This window comes from Kribbella kalugense (assembly GCF_004365875.1).
Lineage (GTDB): Bacteria > Actinomycetota > Actinomycetes > Propionibacteriales > Kribbellaceae > Kribbella > Kribbella kalugense.
In genome coordinates, this window is record NZ_SODF01000002.1 from 1,532,345 (window position 1) to 1,553,468 (window position 21,124).

Here is a 21,124-nt window from a genome sequence, read left to right on the forward strand (position 1 = left end):
CGGTGAGCAGGCGTATCCACACTGACCCGGTTAAGCGTTTGTTGTCACAGGAACTCTGCGAGGCCCCGGTAGCTGCGCTCGGCCGACTTCCAGGCGTCCGTGGGCTTGTCGTGCTCGACCAGCCACTGCTCCACGCCACCCGCTTCGGCGTGCTCGAATATCGCGCCGAAGTCCAGCTTCCCGGCCCCGACGTCCTCCCACGACCCGTCCTCGGCCATGTCCTTCACGTGCAACGCCGGGAACCGGCCGGGGTTCTCCTGGAACAGCTTCGCCGGGTCGTGCCCGCCGTCGACCGCCCAGTACAGATCCAGCTCGAACCCGAGCAGCTCGGGGTCAACACCCAGCAGGATGTCGTACAGCACCTGCCCGTCGACCTCGTCGAAGTCGTGGCCGTGGTTGTGGAACAGCAGCTTCAGCCCAGCGTCCCGCGCCGCCTTGCCGGCCTCGGTGAACGCGGCCGCCGCGGTCTTGTAGCCCTCGACCGAACGCAGCTCGGCAGGAATCGACGGTACGACGGCCCACTGCGCGCCGAGCGTCTTGACGTCGGCCAGCGCGCCGGCCCAGTTGTCACTCATCCGCGCGTACCCGACGTGTTCGAGCACGATCTTCAGCCCGGCATCGTCCGCGAACGAGCGGATCTCCTCGGCGCTGTGGTCGAACCGCCCACTCACGCCGACCGTCCGATAACCGATGTCGGCGAGACGCTTGAGCGTCCCCGGGTAGTCCTCGGCGAGGACGTCCCGCATGGTGTAGAGGTGCATCCCGATCCCGTTGGCGGGGATAGTCATACAGACAGCTCCTTAGATGACGTGTTCCTGATAGCGCGCCAGCGCCAGGTCGAACGTCTCCTGACCGGGCGCGTCCCACAGTTGCTGGTTGAAGATCTCGACCTCGATCGGCCCGTCGTACCCGGCCGCGTCGCAGGCTTCCCGCAGCCGGCGCAGCTCGATCGAACCATCGCCGACCATGCCGCGGCCGAGCAGCGTGTCCTCGGGCAGCGGAACCACCCAGTCGCTGACTTGGTACGACGCGATCCGGTCGCCGGCCCGCTCGATCTGCCGGTAGATGTCCGCGTCCCACCACAGGTGGTACGCATCCACGATCACGCCGACCTGCGACGCCGGGAACTGCTCGGCCAGATCCAGCGCACCGCCGAGCGACGACACCACACAGCGGTCCGAGCAGAACATCGGGTGCAATGCCTCGACGGCCAGCGTGACCCCACGCTCCTCGGCGTACGGCGCCAGCTCGGCGAGACCGTCGCGCACCATCGCGCGTGCTCCGTCGAGATCACGTGAGCCCGGCGGCAGGCCGCCGCTGACGAGGATCAGCACCGACGTACCGACGGTCGCGGCCTCGTCGATCGCTCGTCGATTCTCCTCGATCTTCGCCTTCCGTTCGGTCGGATCGGTCGAGGTGAAGAACCCGCTCCGGCACAACGACGAGACCTTCAGGCCCGCGTCTGTGACCAGCCGGGCCGCTTTGTCGACGCCGTACTCCTGGATCGGCTCACGCCATAGGCCGATCCATTCCAGGCCGGCCTTGGCGCTCGCCGCGACGACATCCTCGAGCGGCCAGTACTTCGTCGTCGCCTGATTGAGGCTGAATCGATTCATGCGTCGATCCCGCCGACACGCAGCAGCTGCCGGAACCGATCGACGGCCAGCTCGGGATTCGTCAGTACGCCGGCCTGGTCGGCAAGGCGGAACGTTTCAGCCAGGTGTGGCAGCGACCGTCCGGTCTGCAGGCCGCCGACCATCGTGAACCCGGGCTGGTACCCGTTCAGCCAAGCCAGGAAGGCGATTCCGGTCTTGTAGTAGTACGTCGGCGCCGAGAAGATCTGCCGCGCCAGCGGGACCGTCGGGGCGAAGACTCGCTCGTAGGTGTCGAGATCCCCGTCATCAAGGGCCTTCAGAGCGGCCGCAGCAGCAGGGGCGATCGCGGCGAAGATGCCGAGCAACGCGTCGCTGTGCTGATCGCCGTCGCCGCGGATCAGCTCCGGGTAGTTGAAGTCGTCGCCGGTGTAGAGCCGCACGCCCTCCGGCAGACGGTTGCGCAGGGCAACTTCACGCGAGGCGTCCAGCAAGGACACCTTGATGCCGTCGACCTTGTCCGCGTTGGCGTTGATCAACTCGATCACCACATCGGCTGCAGTGTCGAGCGAATCGCTACCCCAGTAGCCGTCCAGCGCCGGATCGAACATCGACCCCAGCCAGTGCAGGATCACCGGCCGACTCGATTTCCCAAGCAGGTGGTCGTACACCTTCCGGTAATCGTCCGGCCCCGACGCAGCCGCGCACAACGCGCGACTGGCCATCAGGATCGGTTGCGCTCCAGCGTCCTCAGCAATCGCGAGCTGCTCCTCATAGGCCGCAGTCACCGCCGAGAGCGAATGGTTGCCAGCAGCAAGTTGATCCGTGCCGGCGCCGACCGCGATCCGTCCATCAGGCGCCTCGGCCGCCGAACGCCGGATCAGCTCCTGCGTCGAGGCCCAGTCCAGTCCCATCCCGCGCTGCGCGGTATCCATCGCCTCAGCCACCGACAACCCGAGCGACCACAGATGCCGCCGGAACTCCAGCGTGTGCTCCCAATCGATGACCGCGGGCGCCCCCGGCGAGTTGTCGCCCAAAGGATCGGCGACAACATGCGCGGCGGCGAACGCCAGCCGCGAGCGCGCCGGCGCATAGGTGCCCTGAGCAACTGGTTCACCGATCAGCCGGTAGGTCTCCAGTCCGCTCTGGGAGGGAAGCTTCAATTCCATCAGTTCGCCTTCAGGCTCAGCTCTGGTACCTCGAGCTTGCGGCCCTCACGCCAGGACTGCAGACCCAGCTCGGCCAGCTGCACGCCCCGGGCGGCCTCGACGAAGTCCCAGGTGAACGGCGCGTCCTCGACCACGTGCCGCAGGAACATCTCCCACTGCACCTTGAACCCATTGTCGAAGGGCTCGTTGTCCGGCACCTCGGCCCACTGCTCCCGGAACTTCTCGGTGGCGGGCAGATCCGGGTTCCAGACCGGCTTCGGCGTCGCCGACCGATGCTGCGCCCGGCACCGCCGCAGACCCGCAACCGCGGACCCCTCGGTCCCGTCCACGTGGAACTCGACCAGCTCGTCCCGGAACACCCGGGTCGCCCACGACGAGTTCATCTGCGCGATGATCCCGCCCTCCAGCTCGAACACGCCGTACGCCGCGTCGTCCGCGGTGGCGGCGTACTCGTCGCCCTGTTCGTCGACCCGGGTCGGGATGTGGGTCGCGCCCTGGCAGTAGACGGACTTGACCGCGCCGAAGGTCTGGTCGAGCACGTACCGCCAATGGCAGAACATGTCGAGGATGATGCCGCCGCCCTCTTCGGCCTTGTAGTTCCACGACGGCCGCTGCGCTTCCTGCCAGTCGCCCTCGAAGACCCAGTAGCCGAAGTCGCCGCGGACGGAGATGATCCGCCCGAAGAACCCGCCGTCGACAAGCCGCTTCAGCTTGCGCAGGCCGGGCAGCGACAGCTTGTCCATCACCACGCCGTTCTTGAGGCCCGAGTCGACCACCAGCCGGGCGAGGTCGACCGCGGCCTCCAGGCTCTCGGCGATCGGCTTCTCGCAGTAGATCGCCTTGCCGGCCTCGACCGCGGCGCGGACCCCCTTCTCGCGGAGTTGGGTGAGCTGGGAGTCGAAGTAGATCTCGACGTCCGGCTCGGCCAGCGCCTCGGCCAGGTCGGTGGTCCATCGCTCCAGGCCGAGCTGCTCGGCGATCCGGCGCAGCTTCGGCTCGTTGCGGCCGACCAGGATCGGTTCGGGGATGATCATCGTGCCGTCGGCGCCGAGCAGGCCGCCCTGCTCGCGGATCGCCATGATCGAACGCTCGAGGTGCTGGCGCAGGCCCATCCGGCCGGTGACGCCGTTCATCACAATGCCGATGCGTCGCTCGTTCACAGTCGTGCCTCTCACGCGTTGGTGTCGTAGACGTCGAGCCGGCCGCACATGCCGTGCCTGCCGAACTCAGTGGGTACGGGTAGCTGGTGCAGTTCGGCCGACTCGAGGTGCGGCGCGATCCCGGCCTCGAGGGCGTCGAGCGCGGCACCGGTCTCGTCGGCGAGCCGGCGGGCGCCCTGCTCCCAGCGCCTCCGCCAGTCCGCCAGCTGGGGCTGAACGATCCGGATCGCGGCCGCGAAGAAGTCCTCCAGCGCCGCCGGTCCCTCGGACTCGTAGCGCTCCCGCAGTACGTCGTACCCCTGGAGCGCGAGGTCGCGCCGGGCTATCGCGGACGCGGTCAGCGCCTCGCCCTCGCCGCTGAGCGCGGTCGCCTGCAGGTAGGTCTCGCGGTCGGCGAGGTGCTCCGGCGGCAGCGTCAGTACGGCGTCACCGGCCTCGGGGAGACCGGAGTTCGACATCAGGGTCAGGATCTGCAGCTCGCCGTCGTTGACCAGCCGGTGGATCGTGCCGGGTTCGAACCAGACCACGGTGCCGGCCTGGAGCGGGGTCTCGGTGTAACCCTTCGTGTTCAGAGTCTGGACCGAGCCGGTCCCGCCGACCACGTAGTACCCCTCGGAGCAGGCCAGGTGGACGTGCGGCGTACCGCCGACCAGGCCGTCGGGGGCCTCGACGTCGTACACGGTCAGCCTCGAGATGCCGATACCGCCCGGCAGCGCCAGGGCCGGACCGGACTCGAAGTCACACATGTACGCCTCCCTGGTGAGCCTGGGAAAGGGCTTTCCGCAGCCTGTGATCGCAACCTTAAGTGGGCGCCCAGGCCGAGTCAACCTGTAACGGAAAGCGATCTCCATCGACAACCGGTCACAGCCCGAACGGGGCTTGGGTGGAACCGTCGCGCAGTAGCGTCCGTCGTAGCTCGTCGACAAGACACCCGCCCCTGGCCAACGGCCAGACTCTTGTGGAGGCAGTGATGGCAAACAGGATCAGCAGACGGCAAGCTCTGATGCTCGGTGGCGGTGCGCTCGCCGGCGCCGCGACGTTCGGTTCGGTGGTCGGCGCCCGGTCCGCTTCGGCGGCGACCGACTGGTTCCGGCTCCCGATCATCACGGCGAACATCGGCCGCAAGCACCTCCCCGCTCGCGGTCCCGCGATCCAGGCCGTCCGCTCCGGCGATCCCGGTAATCGGCCGTTCGTCGGCTGGCAGGAGATCAGCGAGGGCGACACCGGCGAGCCGGCGATGATCGCGCAGAACTTCGGCGACGCCTACGACAACGCCTTCCTGAACGACGCCAGCTCCTACCGGGTGCCGATCTCGGTCCCGACGCCGTGGAAGGTGATCAACTCCAAGCCCACCTTCGTGCACGGCGTCATCCCGGACGTGAGTCCGCCGCGCTGGGTCAACGAGGTCGTGGTCGAGCACGGTGCGCACCCGGGGCTGAAGTTCGTCCTGATCAACACGCACTACCTGCACGGCGCGTACAACGGTCAGCAGAGTCCGGCCCTGCGCGACGACTACGACCTGCACAAGAAGATCCACCGCGAGCGGGTGATGGCGCACAACGAGAAGGGCCACCTGGTGATCTGGACCGCGGACACCAACAACCCCGGGTACGACAAGGCGACCGGCCAGGACGCCGAGCGCAAGGTCTTCGCTGACGGCATCGACCGGATCAACTGGCTGCCCGGCGACGGTACCGTCCAGCTCGACCTGGTGAACACGAACGTGGTCCCGATGAACGTCGACGACCACAACGCTCGGGTGGCGATCTTCCGGATCAGGCTGGCCTGACTGCGTAGATCGGCGTGCGCCTGCTATGAAGCGTAGATGGAACCTGAGGAGCAGCGGGAGGTCTACGCGACCATCGACCTGGCGTTGCGGGTCGGTGAGGTGCTGCTGTCCAGCGGCGCCGGTACGGCGGACGCGACCGCGACGATCCTCGGAGTCACCGCGGCCGGCGGACTGCGCGGGTGCGAGGTCGACATCACGTTCACGTCGATGGCGGTCTCGTACCAGGCCGCGCCGGACGTCGCGCCCGAGACGCACATCCGGCTGGTCCGGTACCGGTCGCAGGACTTCTCCCGGCTGACCGACGTCGACCAGCTGGTACGACGGTTCGCCCGCGGCGACGTGACTCGCGAGGAGGCTTCGCGTGAGCTGGCCAGGCTGACCAGCGCGGGTCCGCCGTACCCGCGCTGGAGCGCCGTGCTCGCCTGGGGCGTGATGGCGGGCGGCGCGACGCTGCTGCTCGGTGGTGGCTGGCTGATCACGCTGGTGGCGGTGCTGACCGCAATTGTGATCGACGTCAGCAACCGCTGGTTCAACCGCCAGCGGCTCCCCGCGTTCTACCAGCAGGTCGCGGGTGCGTTCGTGGCGACCGCGGTCGCACTCGTCCTGTACGCCGTCCACGCGCCGGTCAAACCGTCCCTGGTCGTTGCCGCCGGCATCATCATGTTGCTGGCCGGGATCGCGCTCACCGGTGCCGTTCAGGACGCCATCACCGGGTACTACGTGACCGCGGCGGCCCGAAGTCTCGAGGCGATGCTGCTGACCGGCGGGATCATCGCCGGCGTCTCACTTGGCCTGGCTCTGGGGCTCAAATTCGGTTTGAACGTCGGCATCGAGGCCCAGACGATCAAGCTCGGGAACCTCCCGATCATGGTCGTCTCCGGCGCGGTGATGGCGGTCGCGTTCGCCTTCGCGTCGTACGCACCCCTCCGCTCGCTGCTGCCGGTTGCCGTGATGGGCGCTCTGGGCTCGCTGATCTTCACGCTGATGATCCGTGCGTCCTTCGGCCCAGCCTGGGCGACTGCCGCCGCGGCGTGCGTCATCGGCCTGGGCGGCTACTCGATCGGCCGCCGGGTCGGCGTGCCGCCGCTGGTCGTGGTCGTCGCCGGCTCGATCCCGTTGCTGCCAGGACTCACGATCTACAAGGGCCTCTACGAGTTGATGAGCCTCGGCAACCTGATCGGCATCGTCAGCCTCACGACCGCGGTCGCCATCGGCGTAGCCCTCGCCTCCGGCCTGATCCTCGGCGAGTACCTCGCCCAGCCGATCCGCCGCGAGGCCCGCCGCCTCGAAGACCGCCTCGCCGGCCCCCGCCTGGTCGGCCCGCGCCGACCGGTACGACGCCGTACCCCACGGCCCCGCCGCCGCCGTCGCTCTTAGCTGCTAGATCCGTGTCATCGGGTTTCCTCCAGGTGCTCGTCGGCGCTCGCGCTTGACAATGTTTTATCCAGCTGGGTAACTTTTACTCATGCGGATAAATCAGAGCATGGATCGGACTCGGAGTACGGCGGCCCGGCGGGATCAGATCGTCGCCGCGACGATCACCGTGCTCGCCGAGCGCGGGTACGCGGCGGCGTCGTACGACGCGATCTGCGAGGTCGCCGAGCTGAGCAGCAAACGGCTGATCTCGTACCACTTCAGCACCAAGGACGAGCTGCTCGCCGAGGTCCTCCGCCGGGTCACCGCCGACGCGGCCGAGGTGATGCGTCCGGCGATCGAGGCCGCCACCGGGCCGGACGAGAAGTTGGCGGCCTACATCCGGTCCAACATCGAGTTCATCGCCGCCCGGCCGGATCACGTCCGGGCGGTGCAGCAGATCGTGTTCGGCGGTGCGCCGGTGCCGACAGAGGAGGCCGACGCCGCAGTCGCCCGGCTGGCCGCGCTGTTCCAGGACGGGCAGCGGACCGGGTTCTTCCGGAAGTTCGACACGTTGCTGATGGCCTACACCGTCCGCGCCGCGATCGACGCCGCGGCCGGCCGCCTGATCGCCGGCGCCGCCCCCGAGAACTGCGCGACCGAGCTCGCCGAGACCTTCCGCCGAGCGACCCGGATCCAGCGATGAAGATCGATACGGCAGGGAGCGAACCGATGACGACCGAGACCAAGCCGAAGGCGCGCTGGGGTGCGGTGCTGGCTCCTGTCCTGGTGGATCTCGTGCTGCCGCTGCTGATCTTCTACGCGCTCCGCCGTTCCGGCGTCGGCGTGGTCGGCGCGACCCTCGCCGGTTCGGTGATCCCGGTCGTGCGTACGGCGTACTCGATCGTCCGCGGCCGCAAGGTCGACTGGATGGCGGTGTTCATGATCGTCGCGCTCGCGGTCGGCACGATTGCGTCCCTGGCGATGCACAGCCCGCGGATGCTGCTGGCCAAGGACGGCGTGATCACCGCGCTGTGCGGCCTCTGGATGCTCGGAACGGTTGCCCTCGGCAAGCCTCTGCTGCTGTCGATCGGCCGCGGTATCGCCGAGGCCAAGCGCGGCAAGGGCGGCGGCGAGGTCTGGGCCGGCCGGTGGGACCGCGAGCCCGGCTTCCGCAACGGCATCCGCCTGATCACGATCGTCTGGGGAGTCGGTCTGGTCTTCGACGCGGTCGTCCGCGTCGTCATCGCGTACGCACTACCGCTCGACGCCGTACCCGCAGCGACGACGATCCAGTGGATCGTGCTGTTCGCGCTGCTCTACGGCTTCATGATGATCTACTCGCGCAAGAACGATCTGCTCGCATGAACGACGTACTGGTCGTCGGCGCCGGACCCACCGGGCTGTTGCTGGCCACGGAGTTGGTGCTCGCCGGAGCGAACGTCGTACTCGTGGACAGGGCCGCCGAGCGGTCCGGACAGTCGAAGGCGTTGTCGCTGCAGCCGCGGTCGGTGGAGATCCTGCACTCCCGCGGGCTGCTCGGACCGCTGCTCGAGCACGCGCCGCGGTTGCCCGCCGGGCACTTCGCCGGGCTGCCGGTGCCGCTCGACTACACGGCGTTGGACACCAGATTCCCTTACCAGCTTGGGATTCCTCAGTTGCGGATCGAGCAGGAACTGGAGGATCAGCTGGCGGCGGAAGGTGTTGTCCTACGACGAGGTCTCGAGCTGACCGGGCTCCGGCAGGACGAGGCCGGCGTCGTTGCGGCGTTCGCGGACGGTACGACGATCCCGGCGGGGTGGATCGTCGGCTGCGACGGGGCGCGGAGTGCGGTGCGGAAGCTGGCCGGGATCGATTTCCCCGGACGGGACGGACGGTTCAGCGCGGTTGTTGCCGACGTCGTGATCTCCGGCATCGAGCCGGACTGGGCACTACCGTCGCTGGTACCGCGGGACGGTGCGGTGATGACGATGGTGCCGCTGGAGGACGGCGTCCACCGGGCGCTGTTCACGGGCCCGGAGCAACAAAATCTGCCGAAGGATCAGCCGGTCACGCCTGCGGAGGTCGCGTCCGCGCTGCAGGCTTGGTACGGCGAGGACGTCGTACTGCGTGAGCTCCGCTACGGCTCGCGGTTCACCGACGCCGCGCGACAGGCCGATCGGTATCGCGTCGGCCGGGTCTTCGTCGCCGGTGACGCGGCGCATGTTCATTCGCCGACCGGGGGTCAGGGGATGAACCTTGGGCTGCAGGACGCGTTCAACCTGGGATGGAAGCTCGGCGCGGTCGTGCGGGGCGAGGCGGGTGAGGACCTACTCGACAGCTACCACGACGAACGGCATCCGGCCGGGGTCGCCGTGCTCGCGAACACCCGCGCGCAGGGCGTGCTGATGGTGCCGGACGACGATGTCGCTTGCTTGCGGGAGACGTTCGTCGACCTGCTCGGCGTACCGGAGGCGAATCGGCGGTTGGCCGGGGTGATCTCCGGGGTCGGGCTCGCCTACGCGGCCGGGGAACATCCGCTGGTGGGCCGGCGGATGCCGGATCTGACGTTGCCGGACGGTACGACGGTGGCGGAACGGCTGCGCGGTGGGCGGCATGTGCTGCTTGACTCGGCTGTGGACGGTGAGCTGCCGGCCGCGCGGATTCTGGTCCGGCCGGACGGGTATGTGCGGTGGGCAACCGATGATGCGGAGTCCGAAGTACCGGAGTTTCCGGGCGTCCGGGTGACCATGGGGCAGCTGAGCCGTTAGAGTTACCGACTGGAAACATCGGCCGATCGCCGGGGTGACCCGGCGGGCTCGGAGGATCGACGTGGCTTTGGGTAGGACGTCCCCGCGGGATCTGCCGCTGTTCGCGGATCTGTCCGGACGCGACATCAGGGAGATCTTCCGCGCCGGCGAGGAGGTCTCGGTGCCGGCCGGGTGGTCGCTGATCCTCGAGCAGACGCCACCGGACGCGGCGTACCTGATCCTCAGCGGTACGGCGGCGGTCCGGTCGAAGGGCGAGGAGATCGCCGAGCTCGGCCCGGGCGACATCGCCGGCGAGGTCGCGGTCCGGAAGAACACGTTGCGGACGGCAACCGTCACGGCGAAGTCGCGGCTGCAGCTGCTGCACTTCACCCGGGAGAAGTTCGACGACTTGACCCGGCGGCTGCCCGCGTTCCGGGACGCCATCGACGCCACCATCGCCGAGCGCCGCGGTGGTTCCTGAGCCGAGCCCGGACCTGGGCGCGCTGCAGCGGGAGTTCGAACGGACGCTGCTCGGCGGGGACCGGAAGTTTACCCGGGTGCAGGTGTCGGAGCGGGCCGGGATCTCGAGTGAGCGGGCCGAGCGGATGTGGCACGCGCTCGGGTTCGCGACCGTGCCGGACGACGAGATCGCCTTCACCGACGACGACGTGGAGGCGCTGCGGCTGGTCGCGACGCTCGAGGACGACGGGTTCATCGAGCCGGAGATGGAGTCCTCGCTGGCCCGGAAGCTCGGGCAGACCCAGTCCCGGCTGGCGTCGTGGCAGTCGGCCATGTTCCTGGACTTCCTCGGCGGGTCCAAGCTGGCGGCCGACGAGGCGATCGAGGTCGCAGGGCTGTTGCTTCCGGCAATGGAGCGGTTGCAGACGTACGTCTGGCGCCGGCACCTGGCCGCGGCCGCCGGACGGGCAGTGGCGGGTTCCGACGAGCTGGCGCGGGGTGTGCGGGCGGTCGGGTTCGCGGACATCGTCAGCTACACCCGGTTGACCCGACGGCTGACCGAGGCCGAGCTCGGCGAACTGATCGAGCGGTTCGAAGGTATGGCCGCCGACGTGGTCGCGCTGAACGGTGGACGGGTGATCAAGTCGATCGGTGACGAGGTGCTGTTCGTCACCGACACGGCCGCGCAGGCTGCCGCGGTCGCGCTGGCGCTCCAGGATGCGGTGACCGCGGACGACGACCTGCCCGAGCTGCGGATCGGGCTCGCGTACGGCACGATCCTGATCCGCCTCGGTGACGTGTACGGCGAAGTCGTCAACCTCGCCGCCCGGCTCACCACCGAGTGCAAACCCGGCCGGGTCCTCGCCGACCGCGAGTTGGCCGCCGCCCTCGATGGCCACCCCGCCTACCGCCTCCACCGCCTCCGCCGGGTCTCGGTCCGCGGCTATCGCCACCTGGTCCCCTACGCCGTCCAACGCGCGGACGGTCCGTAGCTTCTGCGTCAGGGGCATGCCATACGGTTTGGTATGTGTGGGATATTCAGACGCCGGCCGATCTGTCAAGGCTGAGCGGGGGCGACCCGATCGTCGAGTGGGCCGCGCAGGGCTTCGGAGTCGGCGTGCGCGCCTGGACCGCTGGGGCCGCGGTGGCGGTTGCCTCGCCGGATGTGTCCAAGCATGATCGGCTCGCGGTGATCGGGCCCGTGGCGGACGCGGCGCCGTTGGTGCGTGACGTACTGCGTGAGGTAGGCCCGTCGTACCGTCCGTTCGGGGACGAGGACCTGGTGCGTGCCTTGGCGGAGCGCGTGCCGGGGCTGGAGTTCTCGGCGACGTTCGGGTGGATGGACACCGCCGAGATTCCGGAGGTGACCACGAGCGCCGCCTGGCTGGATGGCGACACCGGCGTCGAGGCGTTGCTGACCGAGGCGTCGCCTTCGTCGTACGCGTGGCCCGGGCATCCCGGCGTACGGCGATGGGCTGCGGCGACCGGGGATCGCGGTGAGCTGCTGAGTATCGCGGCCGATGCGTGGAGTGCGCCGGAGGTCGGGTTCCTGGCCGGGGTCGCGACGCATCCTGTTGCCCGGGGCAAGGGATTGTCGCGGCAGGTGTCCGGGTTCGTGACGGCCGAGCTGGTCAAGCGGTACGGGCGGGCCGCGTTGATGGTGGACCGGGGCAACGCGGCCGCGATCGCGGTCTACCGGCGACTCGGCTACACCTATCGCCGAGTCGCCGCGGCCGGCATTACCGAGTCGGCTGGACAGTAAGGGTTGCGCCAGGAGTCGGCTTAGGTGTCGTCACACCGACGCTCGGCTTAGGCGTTGGGCTCGGGGCCGGGCTGGGGGTGACCGGGGTGGCCGGCGCCGGTGGTGGGACGAACGGAGCCTTGGTGGTGTCCTTGCAGTTGTCCGGACCTGAGTCGCCGTTCTCGTCGGGGGAGACAACCGCCTGCGGGAACAGGTTGCTGGTCGTGTCGCGCGATTCCTGACCGTAGCTGGTCGCGCAGTCCTGCACCTCCAGGCCGATCGGGTTGCCGTCCTGGTCGTACAGCCGGACCGGGACCTGCTTGCCCTGGGCATCGAACGGGTAGATGTTCGAGACCTGGGTCCCGTTCAGGACGAGCCCGTTCTCCGGCGGACTGTAGTTCGAGCTGCCGCGATAGCTGTTGTAGTTGTCGAAGAGCCCGAACGAAGCACCGGCGTACGCCGCCGCCAGGAACGACGGGACCGCGATCGCCGCGATGACGTTGAGCGGTACGACGTACCACAGCCAGCGCCTGTCCCGCTGTGTCTTCCGGCCGATCCAGATCGACACGGCGGCGCCTGCGATCGCGCCGACCACGGTCACCGACTCGGCGCCGAACAGCGCGAAGAACCCGCCGCCACCGATCACGCCGCGAGCGACCCACCAGACCGGCTGGCCGATCGTCAGCAACTCGTGCCGGATGTGCGGCGGGATCTGCTCGATCCACCCACGGATCGCCGCCGCGCCGCGTGCGCCTCGGGGCGTGTCCAGGACGATCCGCGGGTCGTTGCCGCGTAGCGCCTGTACGCCGAGGAACGCCGCGACGAACAGGATCCCGAGCCCGAGCAGTCCGAAGAACGCCGTCCCGTCTCGCGACCAGGCGAAGATGCCGACCACGATGAAGAACGGGCCGACGATGGATGCGATCAGGCCCCAGCGCAAGGCCTTCCAGCCCGCGTCCAGGTGGTCCTTGCCGACTGGGGCGGTCCGCACCGGGTAGCCGGCCGCGGTCCGCAGCTCGTCGGCGTACTCGCGCGGGGTGCCCAGGCGCTGCTGCAGGTCGTTGAGAGTGGGCTCGGCGCTGAACTCGGCGGCCACCTCGGTGAGGTGATCGCTGACGTCCTGCAGCACGTCCTCCAGCTCACCCGGCGGCAGATCGCTGAGCTCGGCTCGCACCTGGGCCAGGTAGAGCGCGACCGCTCCGGTCAGGGTGCTGTTCACGCGGCCTCCTTCTCCAGCAGTAGCACCGACATCGTGTCGGCGAAGTGGTTCCAGGTCTGGGTGGATCGGGCCAGCAGCTCGTGGCCGGTCTTGTTCAGCCCGTAGTACTTGCGGTGTGGGCCTTCCTCGCTCGGCTGCACGTACGACGTCAGCGCGCCGGCCGCGAACAGCCGGCGCAGCGTCCCGTACACGGACGCGTCCGCCACGTCGTCCAGCCCGGCCGCGCGCAGCCGGCGCAGTACGTCGTACCCGTAGCCGTCGGCGTCCCGCAGTACGGCGAGTACTGCGAGATCCAGCACACCCTTGAGTAGCTGGCTCGTGTCCATCAGACCTCCTCCAGCACCGGCGGTTCTCCCGGTGCTCTGCCGAGAACACTACTACACACTGCGGAGTACTCCGCAAACCAGTGAGAGGTTCCGCAATTTCGATCAAGTCGGAAGCGGGTGCGCGGGGGCACAGTGGTGGGCATGGCGGATGTGTTCGAGGAATTCGTGGCAGTGGTCGCGGCGGGACTGGGCGGGCCGTGTGAGTCGGTCAATGGGGCCGGGCTCGCGGGGCGGGTGCATCTGTCGCGGTTCCACTTCGATCGGGTGATCGGGGCGGTGGCGGGCGAGTCGCCGTTCGCGTTCCGGCGGCGGGTGCTGCTGGAGCGGGCGGCGTACCGCTTGCTGACCGAGCCGGTCGGTGTACTCGAGATTGCTGTTGAGGCCGGGTACGGATCGCACGAGGCGTTCACCCGTGCGTTCGCCAGGGCTTATGGGATGTCGCCGCGCGAGTGGCGGCGGGAAGCGTCGCGGGTGTTCTTCCTGACGGCGCCGAGTGGAGTGCATTTCCAGCCGCCGGCCGGGCTTCGGCTGCCGGCTCGTAGAAAGGTGAGAGGTATGGACGTACTGGTCAGAATGGTCGAACATCACGTCTGGTTGACGGGCGAGCTGATCGAACGCGGTGCCCGTCTGGACGCTGCAGTGCTGGATCGCCCCATCGAACTGTCGGTCGAAGGCATCGACGACGACATCTCGATCCGCTACCTGCTGGACCGCCTTGTCTGGCAGGAAGAAATGTGGCTGGCCTCAGTCGAGGACCGCCCGTTCCAGGTCCCGGAATGCGGCGTCGGCGTCACCACGCCGATCCCCGAACTCCGCACCCGCCACGCCGACGCCGGCTCACGCTTCGTTGCCCTGGTCAACCAGCTGAACGAGGAAGGCCGCTTCGACGAAAGCTTCGTCGACACCACCTGCGAGCCCCCAAGAGTCTTCACGTACGGCGGAATGGTCGCCCACGTCCTAACCTTCGCCGCCCATCGCCGCTCCCTCCTAGTAGGCGCCTTCCACACCGCCGGCATCACCGACCTAGCCTTCGGCGACCCCATGCTCTTCGTAGCCGAAGGCAACTAACCCACCGAGTCGTGGAATTTGGCTGGAATCGGCAGCCGATTTTCACGACTCGGCAGTGGGGCCAGGAACCAAACGCCACGACTCGGCGAACCGATCAGGCGGCGAGACCCGGGTGGCGTCGGGTGTGGAGGTCTTGAGAGATGCGGGCGACGACGGTGCCGGGGGTCTGCAGGAGGTCGTACGCCGTGATGACACGAACCAGCCAGCCTTCGCGTTCCAGGTTCTCTCGTCGGCGGATGTCCTGCCGCCATTGACGGGCATCCCCGAGATGGTGCTGACCGTCGTACTCGATCCCGAACTTGAGCTCCGGGTAGCTCAGATCCGGCTGCGCGAGCCAGCCGCCCGCGGAATCAGTGACGACGTGACCGATCCGCGGCTCGGGCAGACCGTTGAGAACGATGAGGAGTCGCAGCCGGGACTCCATCGGCGAGTCGACGCCCGGCCGGACGAGCGCAGCCGCTTCCCGCGCGAGCCGGATGCCCCGAACACCGATCGTCGCGGCCGCCAACTCGACCAGGTGCTCCGGCACCACGTCCGTCCGACGGACAAGGGCATCCCCGGCTGAGACCAGCTCGACGAGATCGCAGTACGGCGCCAGGTCGAGGAACGTTCGCTCGGGCGGAGTCAGCAGCAGCCCAGCTCGCCGTACCTGCTCGAGGTGCTGTACTTCGTGAACGCGCAGGCCGCTCACCCGTGGAAGACTCACCCGCGGATCGCGCTTGACAGTCACGTGCACGACGTCGCCGGCGCGATCGTCGGCGGTCCACAGACTCAATGCGGTCTGGTGGCTCACGACCGCGCCGGGCGTCAGCAACAACGCAGCCTCGGCCTGCACCCGCGGCGTCAGGGCGACCTGCGCGCCGACGTACACCGACCCCAACACGCGCCGGTAATGCACTCCGCGCAGCACACCCCGAGACATCCCCGCGACTAGAGCCTCCGCTGCCGTGAACAACACCCAGCCATTGTCCAGACTTCCCCGACCGACGGACGTCCGTTATCCACAGGCCGCCGAGTCGTGGCGATTGGCTGCTAGCCCGGACCGCGAGTCGTGGATCGGGGCGGATTTTCAGCGCCAATTCTCACGACTCGGCGAAGGGTTAGTTCTTGGGGTTGTGGAGGTCGGGGCGTTGGGTGGGGGTGGTGATGTCTACGTCTATGGGTTGGATCTTGGTGGGGGCGGCGAGTTTGCCGGAGGTGACGGGGATGTTGAGTTTGCTGCCGGCCAGGTCGATGGTGATGGTGGCGCCGGTGTCGTTGGGGCTGGTCCACCCGGTGTCGGAGAGGGTGATCGCGAGGCCCACGACGCGGCCCTTGGGGATGATCTGGTCCTGGGCGCGGAGGGGGACGTTGACGGTGGTCCACTTGCCGGGGGTCAGCGGGGTCGGCTTCGAGAGGGACTTGGAGTGGGCGGCGTCGATCCAGCCGCGGCTGACGATGCCGTGATCGCTTTGGGTGGTGAGCTTGTCGACGGTGAAGTAGCAGCTGTCGTCGTAGTCGGTGCTCGAACCTTCGCAGGTGCTGTCGTCAGTTGTACGGACCCCGGAGTACCGCTCGGCGTCGCCGTACTCGATCAGGCGGGCGGTGACCGGGGTCGTCGTGGAGTCCGACTTCAACCGTAATGTGACCGAAGGTGTCCCGCTGACTCGCATCGGTGCGGTCAGCGGTGCGGACAGGAACATCTGCCGTCCCGCGATCACGTCGGTCGGGTCGGTGACGATGTCGTCCTCGGTCAGGTCGGGATCGTCGGTGATCATCACCGAACCCTTGCCTGCGGCACCTAGTTTGCCGGCGGACAGCGGGACCGACACCGGGCGGTTCACGGCCGGCCAGGTCTTGTAGTCGCGCCAGACATCGGATGAGGTCTCGATCGAGACTGCCGGCTCTTTCATCACGCCGTTCTGCAGGCCCTGCAGCCAGTAGTCGAACCACTTGTGCAGCTCGTCCACCCACTCGTCCCGCCGGAACTCGAACGGGTCGACGTGGTCCTCGCGGCTGAGCCACAGCTTGCGGGGCACGTTGTTGCGGGACAGCGCCGACCACCACTGCGAGAAGTGGTTGGTCTGCACGTTGTAGTCGCTGAGTCCGTGCGTCATGAAGACCGAGGCCTTCACCTTGGACGCGTCCTTCGTGTAGTCGCGCTCGGACCAGAACGCCGTGTAGTTCCCGGTGTCGTCATCGTCGTTGTCACCGAGCTCGCCGCGGACCTCGTCACACGCGGGGTTGTCGGTACCGACGTACCCAGCGAGCCAAGGCATGTAGTCGTCCGAGTACGGTACGCCGCCCGAGCGGGTGTAGTCGTACCAGGACGAGATCGCCGAGATCGGCACGATCGTCTTCAAACCCTTGACCCCGGTCGCCGCGACACCGTTGGCCAGCGTGCCGTCGTACGACTTGCCGATCATCCCGACCGCGCCGGTGGTCCAGGACGCCTTCACCGCTTGCCCGTCGGCAGTGTGCGCGGTGTTGCGTCCGTTCAGCCAGTCGATCACGTCGACCACGGACTGGATCTCGTTGCGTCCGCCGACGTCACCGCAGCCGGTGGAGCGACCGGTGCCGACGATGTCGACGCCGACCATCGCGTAGCCACGCGGTACGAAGTAGTTGTCGTAGTACAACGGCATCTTCCGGATCACGCCGTCGCTGTCGTACGTCTTCTTCTCGTTCTCGTTCCCGCGTCCGCAGCAGGAGTAGTACGGCGACGCGTCCATGATGACCGGGATCTTCACGCCGGTGAGGGCGGGCTCGCTCGGCCGGACGATGTCGACGGCAATCACGTCGTCCTTGCCGTCGGAGTCGGTGTCCATCGTGGTGTCGACGTACACCGACTCGCGGATCGCGTCGGAGTAGTCGTAGACCGGCTGCGTGCTCTTGGTGCGTACGTCGACATGCTGCGGCACACTGGGTGCTGCCGAGGCAGTGGCACCGGGTCCGTCCGGGATCGGCGCAGCCACAGCGGGACCGGTCACGGTCGCGAGGCTGAGCACGGCGGACGAGGCCAGGATCGTCATCCTGGCACGGACGGTCGTCATGGCTGGGAAGGCTAGTCACTCGCGCGCCGCAACGCCAGGTTCAGCCGAGATTGGCAGCGATCTGCCCGATACTCAGCGTGAGAGCGGGCGGGTTCGATAGGGTGACCGCCACACCGCCCCCGGGGGGACGCACGAAAGGGTAGGCCAGTGAATCTGCGAGCACCAGTGACCTTGCTGGACGTTGCACAGCGTGCCGGAGTGTCGGTCGCGACCGCCTCCCGCGTGCTGAACGGCGGGGACCGGGTGCCCCGTCCCGAACTGCAGGAGCGGGTCAAGGCCGCCGCCGACGAGCTCGGCTACACGCCGAACGCGCAGGCGCAGGCGCTGGCCAAGTCGTCGACGAACCTGGTCGGCATCCTGGTGCACGACATCGAGGACCCGTACTTCGCCGCGATCGCGAACGGCGTGATGCGCGCCGCCGACGAACGCAACCTGCTGGTGATGATGGCCAGCACGTTCCGCGACGCGGACCGCGAGATCGCTTACCTGTCGTCGTTGCGGGCGCAGCGGGCCCGGGCCGCGGTGATGATCGGCAGCCGGCGCACCGACGCGGACAGCTTGGCGCGGACGGCGTCCGAGGTCGAGAACTTCCTCAACTCCGGCGCGGGTCTCGCACTCGTCAGTCAGTCCGGGATGCCGGCCCACACGGTCGAGCCGGACAACCGATCCGGTGCCGCCGACCTGGCCCGCGAGCTGGTCGGGCTCGGCTGGCGGAAGTTCGCCGTACTGGGTGGTCCGGAGACTCTTGCCACTGCACGGGATCGGCGGGACGGCTTCGTGGCCGGTCTGGCCGAGGCTGGGTTGCAGCCGGTTTCGATCCAGACCGGTGAGTTCACCCGCGACGGTGGGTACGCCGCTGCCGAGCAACTGCTTGATCGACAGGCAGATGTGGACTGTGTGTTCGCGGTCAACGACGTGATGGCCGTTGGTGCGATGTCCGCGTTGCGGACGCGCGGTGTCGACGTACCGGGCAAGCTCGGGGTCGCCGGATTCGACGACATCGCGACGCTGCGGGACGTGTGGCCGGGGCTTACGACCGTGCGGCTGCCGCTGGAGCAGATGGGCCGGCGTGCGCTCGAGCTGGCGATCCAGGGCGGCGATGTGACGTCCGAGTTGTTCAAGGCCGAAGTAGTACTGCGGGAGAGCACCGCACGCCGCTGAAATATGCTCATCCGGTGACCGTCTCCGAGATCTTCGACCCGTCGGCCTGGAAGCAGGTCGACGGCTTCGAGCTGACCGACATCACCTATCACCGGGCGGTCGACGCCGGTGTGGTGCGGATCGCGTTCAACCGGCCCGAGGTACGCAACGCGTTCCGGCCGCAGACCGTCGACGAGCTGTACCGCGTCATGGACCACGCGCGGATGTCGACCGACGTCGGTTGCGTGCTCCTCACCGGCAACGGACCGTCGCCGAAGGACGGCGGCTGGGCGTTCTGCTCCGGCGGCGACCAGCGGATCCGCGGCAAGGACGGTTACAAGTACGCCGAGGGCACCACGGCGGACACCATCGACCCGGCGAAATCGGGCCGGCTGCACATCCTCGAAGTACAACGCCTGATCCGCTTCATGTCGAAGGTCGTGATCTGCGTCGTACCGGGCTGGGCCGCAGGTGGTGGGCACAGCCTGCACGTGGTCGCGGACCTGACGCTCGCGTCCGCGGAACATGCGCGGTTCAAGCAGACCGACTCGGATGTGGCGTCGTTCGACGGCGGGTTCGGGTCGGCGTACCTGGCGCGGCAGGTCGGGCAGAAGTTCGCCCGGGAGATCTTCTTCCTCGGTGACGAGTACTCCGCCGAGGACGCGTACCGGATGGGCATGGTGAACAAGGTCGTCCCGCACGCCGACCTCGAGGCCGTCGCGCTGGAGTGGGGCAAGAAGATCTGCGCGAAGTCGCCGACCGCCCAGCGGATGCTGAAGTACGCCTTCAACATGATCGACGACGGGCTGGTCGGCCAGCAGCTGTTCGCCGGCGAAGCGACCCGCCTTGCCTACGGCACCGATGAGGCCGCCGAGGGCCGCGACTCCTTCCTGGAGAAGCGCCCGGCCGACTGGTCGCCGTACCCGTATGCCTTTTAGTTCTTAGGGTTTGTGCAGCCTTCTAGCCGCGACCTCTGTCCCGACCGCCCGGTCTCCCGACTATGGAGGCAACACGGGCGAGGGGGAACAATGGCTGGATCATGGTGGATGCGTGTGCCCGCGCTCGGTCAGCCGCCGAGTGCGTTCACCGGGTACGCCGACCTGCTCGCGGCGCGGATGTGGCATGGCGACCGATGGCCCACCTTGGTGAACTACGGCTGTCCGGGCGAGACGACGGAGAGCTTCGTGGCCGGCCCCTGTCCCTGGAGTGCGGCCGGATTCGCCTTGCACGACACGTTTTCCGGGCCTCAGCTCGACGCAGCGGTACGGTTCCTCCGGGCGCACCGCGGCCGGGTCGACCTGGTGACCGTGTCGTTGTGGGGCAACGACGCCAACGCATTCGTTGCTTCCTGCAACGGAAATGTCCAGTGCATCGTCGACGGTGCCCCGGCGGCGATCGCACGGGTGGCCGGGAACCTGCGGACCCTCCGGCGGGCGGCCCCGGACGCGGACCTGGTCGTGATCGGAGCGTACGACGCCAAGCTCGGCGCCTTCGAGCTCACCGGGCCGATCTTCACCGCACTCAACCGGACAATGGCGGACGCGGCCCGGAGTGCGCGCGCGACGTACGTCAACCCGATGCCGATCTTCGACGCCATGACCGCCCTGACCTACTGAGCCACGCCGTACAGCCGGTCGCCCGCGTCGCCCAATCCGGGGACGATGTAGCCCTTCTCATTGAGGTGCGAGTCCATGCCGGCGATGACCAGGTTGCAAGGTACGTCGAGGTCGGCGAGTTCTTGTTCGACGCGCTTCACGCCTTCTGGTGCGGCGAGGAGGCAGATCGCGGTGATGTGGTCGGCGCCGCGTTCCACCAGGAACTGGATCGCCACGGCCAGGGTGCCGCCGGTGGCCAGCATCGGGTCGAGTACGTAGCACTGGCGCCCGGACAGGTCTTCCGGCAGTCGTTCGGCGTACGTCGAGGCCGTCAGCGTCTCCTCGTTGCGCACCATGCCGAGGAACCCGACCTCGGCCGTCGGCAGCAGCCGGGACATGCCCTCGAGCATGCCGAGACCGGCCCGCAGGATCGGTACGACGAGCGGCTTGGGCGCGGTCAGCTTGACGCCCTGCGCCTCGGCGACGGGGGTCTGGACGGTGACCGGACCGGTACGAACGTCCCGGGTCGCCTCGTAGGCGAGCAGCGTGACGAGCTCCTCGGTCAGCCGACGGAACGTAGGTGAGTCCGTGTGCTCGTCACGCAGCGCGGTGAGCTTGTGGGCGACGAGCGGGTGGTCCACGACGAGGATCTGCATAAGCCGGAACGGTACCGTCGGCGATTCCCATCACGCGAGCGCCGCGGCTGTCAGACTCTAAAGTGCAGTGGACTGTGCCCCTGATCTCGCCCACCA

Annotated in this window: 22 protein-coding genes; 12 read left to right on the forward strand and 10 right to left on the reverse strand. The window is 68.2% G+C overall.

The window, feature by feature from the left end; all coding sequences use genetic code 11:
• Positions 1-44: 44 nt before the first annotated feature.
• From EV650_RS25240 to EV650_RS25260, 5 genes are read right to left on the reverse strand one after another with little or no spacing between them, the layout of a single operon-like run.
• Positions 45-788 (reverse strand): sugar phosphate isomerase/epimerase family protein, encoded by a 744-nt coding sequence (locus EV650_RS25240; protein ID WP_134121486.1) that lies wholly within the window; start codon positions 786-788, stop codon positions 45-47.
• Positions 789-800: 12 nt separating this feature from the next.
• Positions 801-1,616 (reverse strand): sugar phosphate isomerase/epimerase family protein, encoded by an 816-nt coding sequence (locus EV650_RS25245; RefSeq protein ID WP_134121487.1) that lies wholly within the window; start codon positions 1,614-1,616, stop codon positions 801-803.
• Positions 1,613-2,761 carry a dihydrodipicolinate synthase family protein gene (locus EV650_RS25250; RefSeq protein ID WP_134121488.1) on the reverse strand — a complete coding sequence of 383 codons (1,149 nt, stop codon included), beginning with the start codon at positions 2,759-2,761 and terminating at the stop codon, positions 1,613-1,615. Before EV650_RS25250 ends, EV650_RS25245 begins: the two co-directional genes overlap by 4 nt.
• A complete protein-coding gene (locus EV650_RS25255; RefSeq protein WP_134121489.1) occupies positions 2,761-3,921 on the reverse strand; it encodes a Gfo/Idh/MocA family protein in 1,161 nt (386 codons plus the stop codon). The genes EV650_RS25250 and EV650_RS25255 overlap by 1 nt, the downstream gene beginning before the upstream one ends.
• 11 nt (positions 3,922-3,932) lie before the next feature.
• Positions 3,933-4,667 (reverse strand): cupin domain-containing protein, encoded by a 735-nt coding sequence (locus tag EV650_RS25260; RefSeq protein ID WP_134121490.1) that lies wholly within the window; start codon positions 4,665-4,667, stop codon positions 3,933-3,935.
• A 224-nt stretch (positions 4,668-4,891) separates the two neighbouring features.
• Here EV650_RS25260 and EV650_RS25265 point away from each other — a divergent pair, with 224 nt between their 5' ends.
• The 8 genes from EV650_RS25265 to EV650_RS25300 all read left to right on the forward strand — a co-directional run bounded on the left by EV650_RS25265 (position 4,892) and on the right by EV650_RS25300 (position 12,013).
• Entirely contained in the window at positions 4,892-5,710 is an 819-nt protein-coding gene (locus EV650_RS25265) for a hypothetical protein (protein WP_134121491.1), read from the forward strand.
• A gap of 36 nt (positions 5,711-5,746) precedes the next feature.
• Positions 5,747-7,087, forward strand: coding sequence for a threonine/serine exporter family protein (locus tag EV650_RS25270; RefSeq protein WP_134121492.1), 1,341 nt, complete (start codon positions 5,747-5,749; stop codon positions 7,085-7,087).
• Between the two features lie 106 nt (positions 7,088-7,193).
• Positions 7,194-7,769 (forward strand): TetR/AcrR family transcriptional regulator, encoded by a 576-nt coding sequence (locus EV650_RS25275; RefSeq protein WP_166678262.1) that lies wholly within the window; start codon positions 7,194-7,196, stop codon positions 7,767-7,769.
• Between the two features lie 26 nt (positions 7,770-7,795).
• Positions 7,796-8,431, forward strand: a complete 636-nt coding sequence (locus EV650_RS25280; protein ID WP_166678263.1) for a VC0807 family protein — start codon at positions 7,796-7,798, stop codon at positions 8,429-8,431.
• A complete protein-coding gene (locus tag EV650_RS25285) occupies positions 8,428-9,813 on the forward strand; it encodes an FAD-dependent monooxygenase (RefSeq protein ID WP_134121495.1) in 1,386 nt (461 codons plus the stop codon). The genes EV650_RS25280 and EV650_RS25285 overlap by 4 nt, the downstream gene beginning before the upstream one ends.
• A 61-nt stretch (positions 9,814-9,874) precedes the next feature.
• The gene (locus EV650_RS25290) at positions 9,875-10,273 is read left to right on the forward strand and encodes a cyclic nucleotide-binding domain-containing protein (protein WP_134121496.1); all 399 of its coding nucleotides are present in this window, start codon (positions 9,875-9,877) and stop codon (positions 10,271-10,273) included.
• Positions 10,263-11,243, forward strand: coding sequence for an adenylate/guanylate cyclase domain-containing protein (locus EV650_RS25295; RefSeq protein WP_134121497.1), 981 nt, complete (start codon positions 10,263-10,265; stop codon positions 11,241-11,243). Before EV650_RS25290 ends, EV650_RS25295 begins: the two co-directional genes overlap by 11 nt.
• Positions 11,244-11,278: 35 nt before the next feature.
• Positions 11,279-12,013 carry a GNAT family N-acetyltransferase gene (locus EV650_RS25300; RefSeq protein WP_134121498.1) on the forward strand — a complete coding sequence of 245 codons (735 nt, stop codon included), beginning with the start codon at positions 11,279-11,281 and terminating at the stop codon, positions 12,011-12,013.
• Here the strand turns inward: EV650_RS25300 and EV650_RS25305 are convergent.
• Entirely contained in the window at positions 11,991-13,211 is a 1,221-nt protein-coding gene (locus EV650_RS25305; RefSeq protein ID WP_134121499.1) for a DUF1700 domain-containing protein, read from the reverse strand. The two genes, EV650_RS25300 and EV650_RS25305, sit on opposite strands and share 23 nt — an antisense overlap.
• Positions 13,208-13,537 (reverse strand): PadR family transcriptional regulator, encoded by a 330-nt coding sequence (locus EV650_RS25310; protein ID WP_134121500.1) that lies wholly within the window; start codon positions 13,535-13,537, stop codon positions 13,208-13,210. Before EV650_RS25310 ends, EV650_RS25305 begins: the two co-directional genes overlap by 4 nt.
• A 141-nt stretch (positions 13,538-13,678) precedes the next feature.
• Here EV650_RS25310 and EV650_RS25315 point away from each other — a divergent pair, with 141 nt between their 5' ends.
• Positions 13,679-14,605 carry a helix-turn-helix domain-containing protein gene (locus EV650_RS25315; protein WP_134121501.1) on the forward strand — a complete coding sequence of 309 codons (927 nt, stop codon included), beginning with the start codon at positions 13,679-13,681 and terminating at the stop codon, positions 14,603-14,605.
• 94 nt (positions 14,606-14,699) lie between these two features.
• Here EV650_RS25315 and EV650_RS25320 read toward each other — a convergent pair whose 3' ends face one another.
• Both EV650_RS25320 and EV650_RS25325 read right to left on the reverse strand, forming a co-directional pair.
• Positions 14,700-15,563 carry a hypothetical protein gene (locus tag EV650_RS25320; RefSeq protein WP_134121502.1) on the reverse strand — a complete coding sequence of 288 codons (864 nt, stop codon included), beginning with the start codon at positions 15,561-15,563 and terminating at the stop codon, positions 14,700-14,702.
• A 142-nt stretch (positions 15,564-15,705) separates the two neighbouring features.
• Entirely contained in the window at positions 15,706-17,637 is a 1,932-nt protein-coding gene (locus EV650_RS25325; RefSeq protein WP_134121503.1) for a Xaa-Pro dipeptidyl-peptidase, read from the reverse strand.
• A gap of 147 nt (positions 17,638-17,784) precedes the next feature.
• Here EV650_RS25325 and EV650_RS25330 point away from each other — a divergent pair, with 147 nt between their 5' ends.
• From EV650_RS25330 to EV650_RS25340, 3 genes are all read left to right on the forward strand, one after another.
• The gene (locus EV650_RS25330; protein ID WP_134121504.1) at positions 17,785-18,798 is read left to right on the forward strand and encodes a LacI family DNA-binding transcriptional regulator; all 1,014 of its coding nucleotides are present in this window, start codon (positions 17,785-17,787) and stop codon (positions 18,796-18,798) included.
• A 14-nt stretch (positions 18,799-18,812) separates the two neighbouring features.
• Positions 18,813-19,715: a 1,4-dihydroxy-2-naphthoyl-CoA synthase gene (locus EV650_RS25335; RefSeq protein WP_202874888.1), complete on the forward strand. Its 903-nt coding sequence runs from the start codon at positions 18,813-18,815 to the stop codon at positions 19,713-19,715.
• 108 nt (positions 19,716-19,823) lie between these two features.
• Complete coding sequence (locus EV650_RS25340) at positions 19,824-20,393, forward strand: GDSL-type esterase/lipase family protein (protein WP_166678264.1); 570 nt, start codon at positions 19,824-19,826, stop codon at positions 20,391-20,393.
• On the opposite strand, the gene upp is transcribed toward EV650_RS25340, so the two are convergent.
• Positions 20,387-21,028 (reverse strand): uracil phosphoribosyltransferase, encoded by a 642-nt coding sequence (gene upp / locus EV650_RS25345; RefSeq protein ID WP_134121506.1) that lies wholly within the window; start codon positions 21,026-21,028, stop codon positions 20,387-20,389. The genes EV650_RS25340 and upp overlap by 7 nt on opposite strands.
• Positions 21,029-21,124 lie beyond the last annotated feature (96 nt).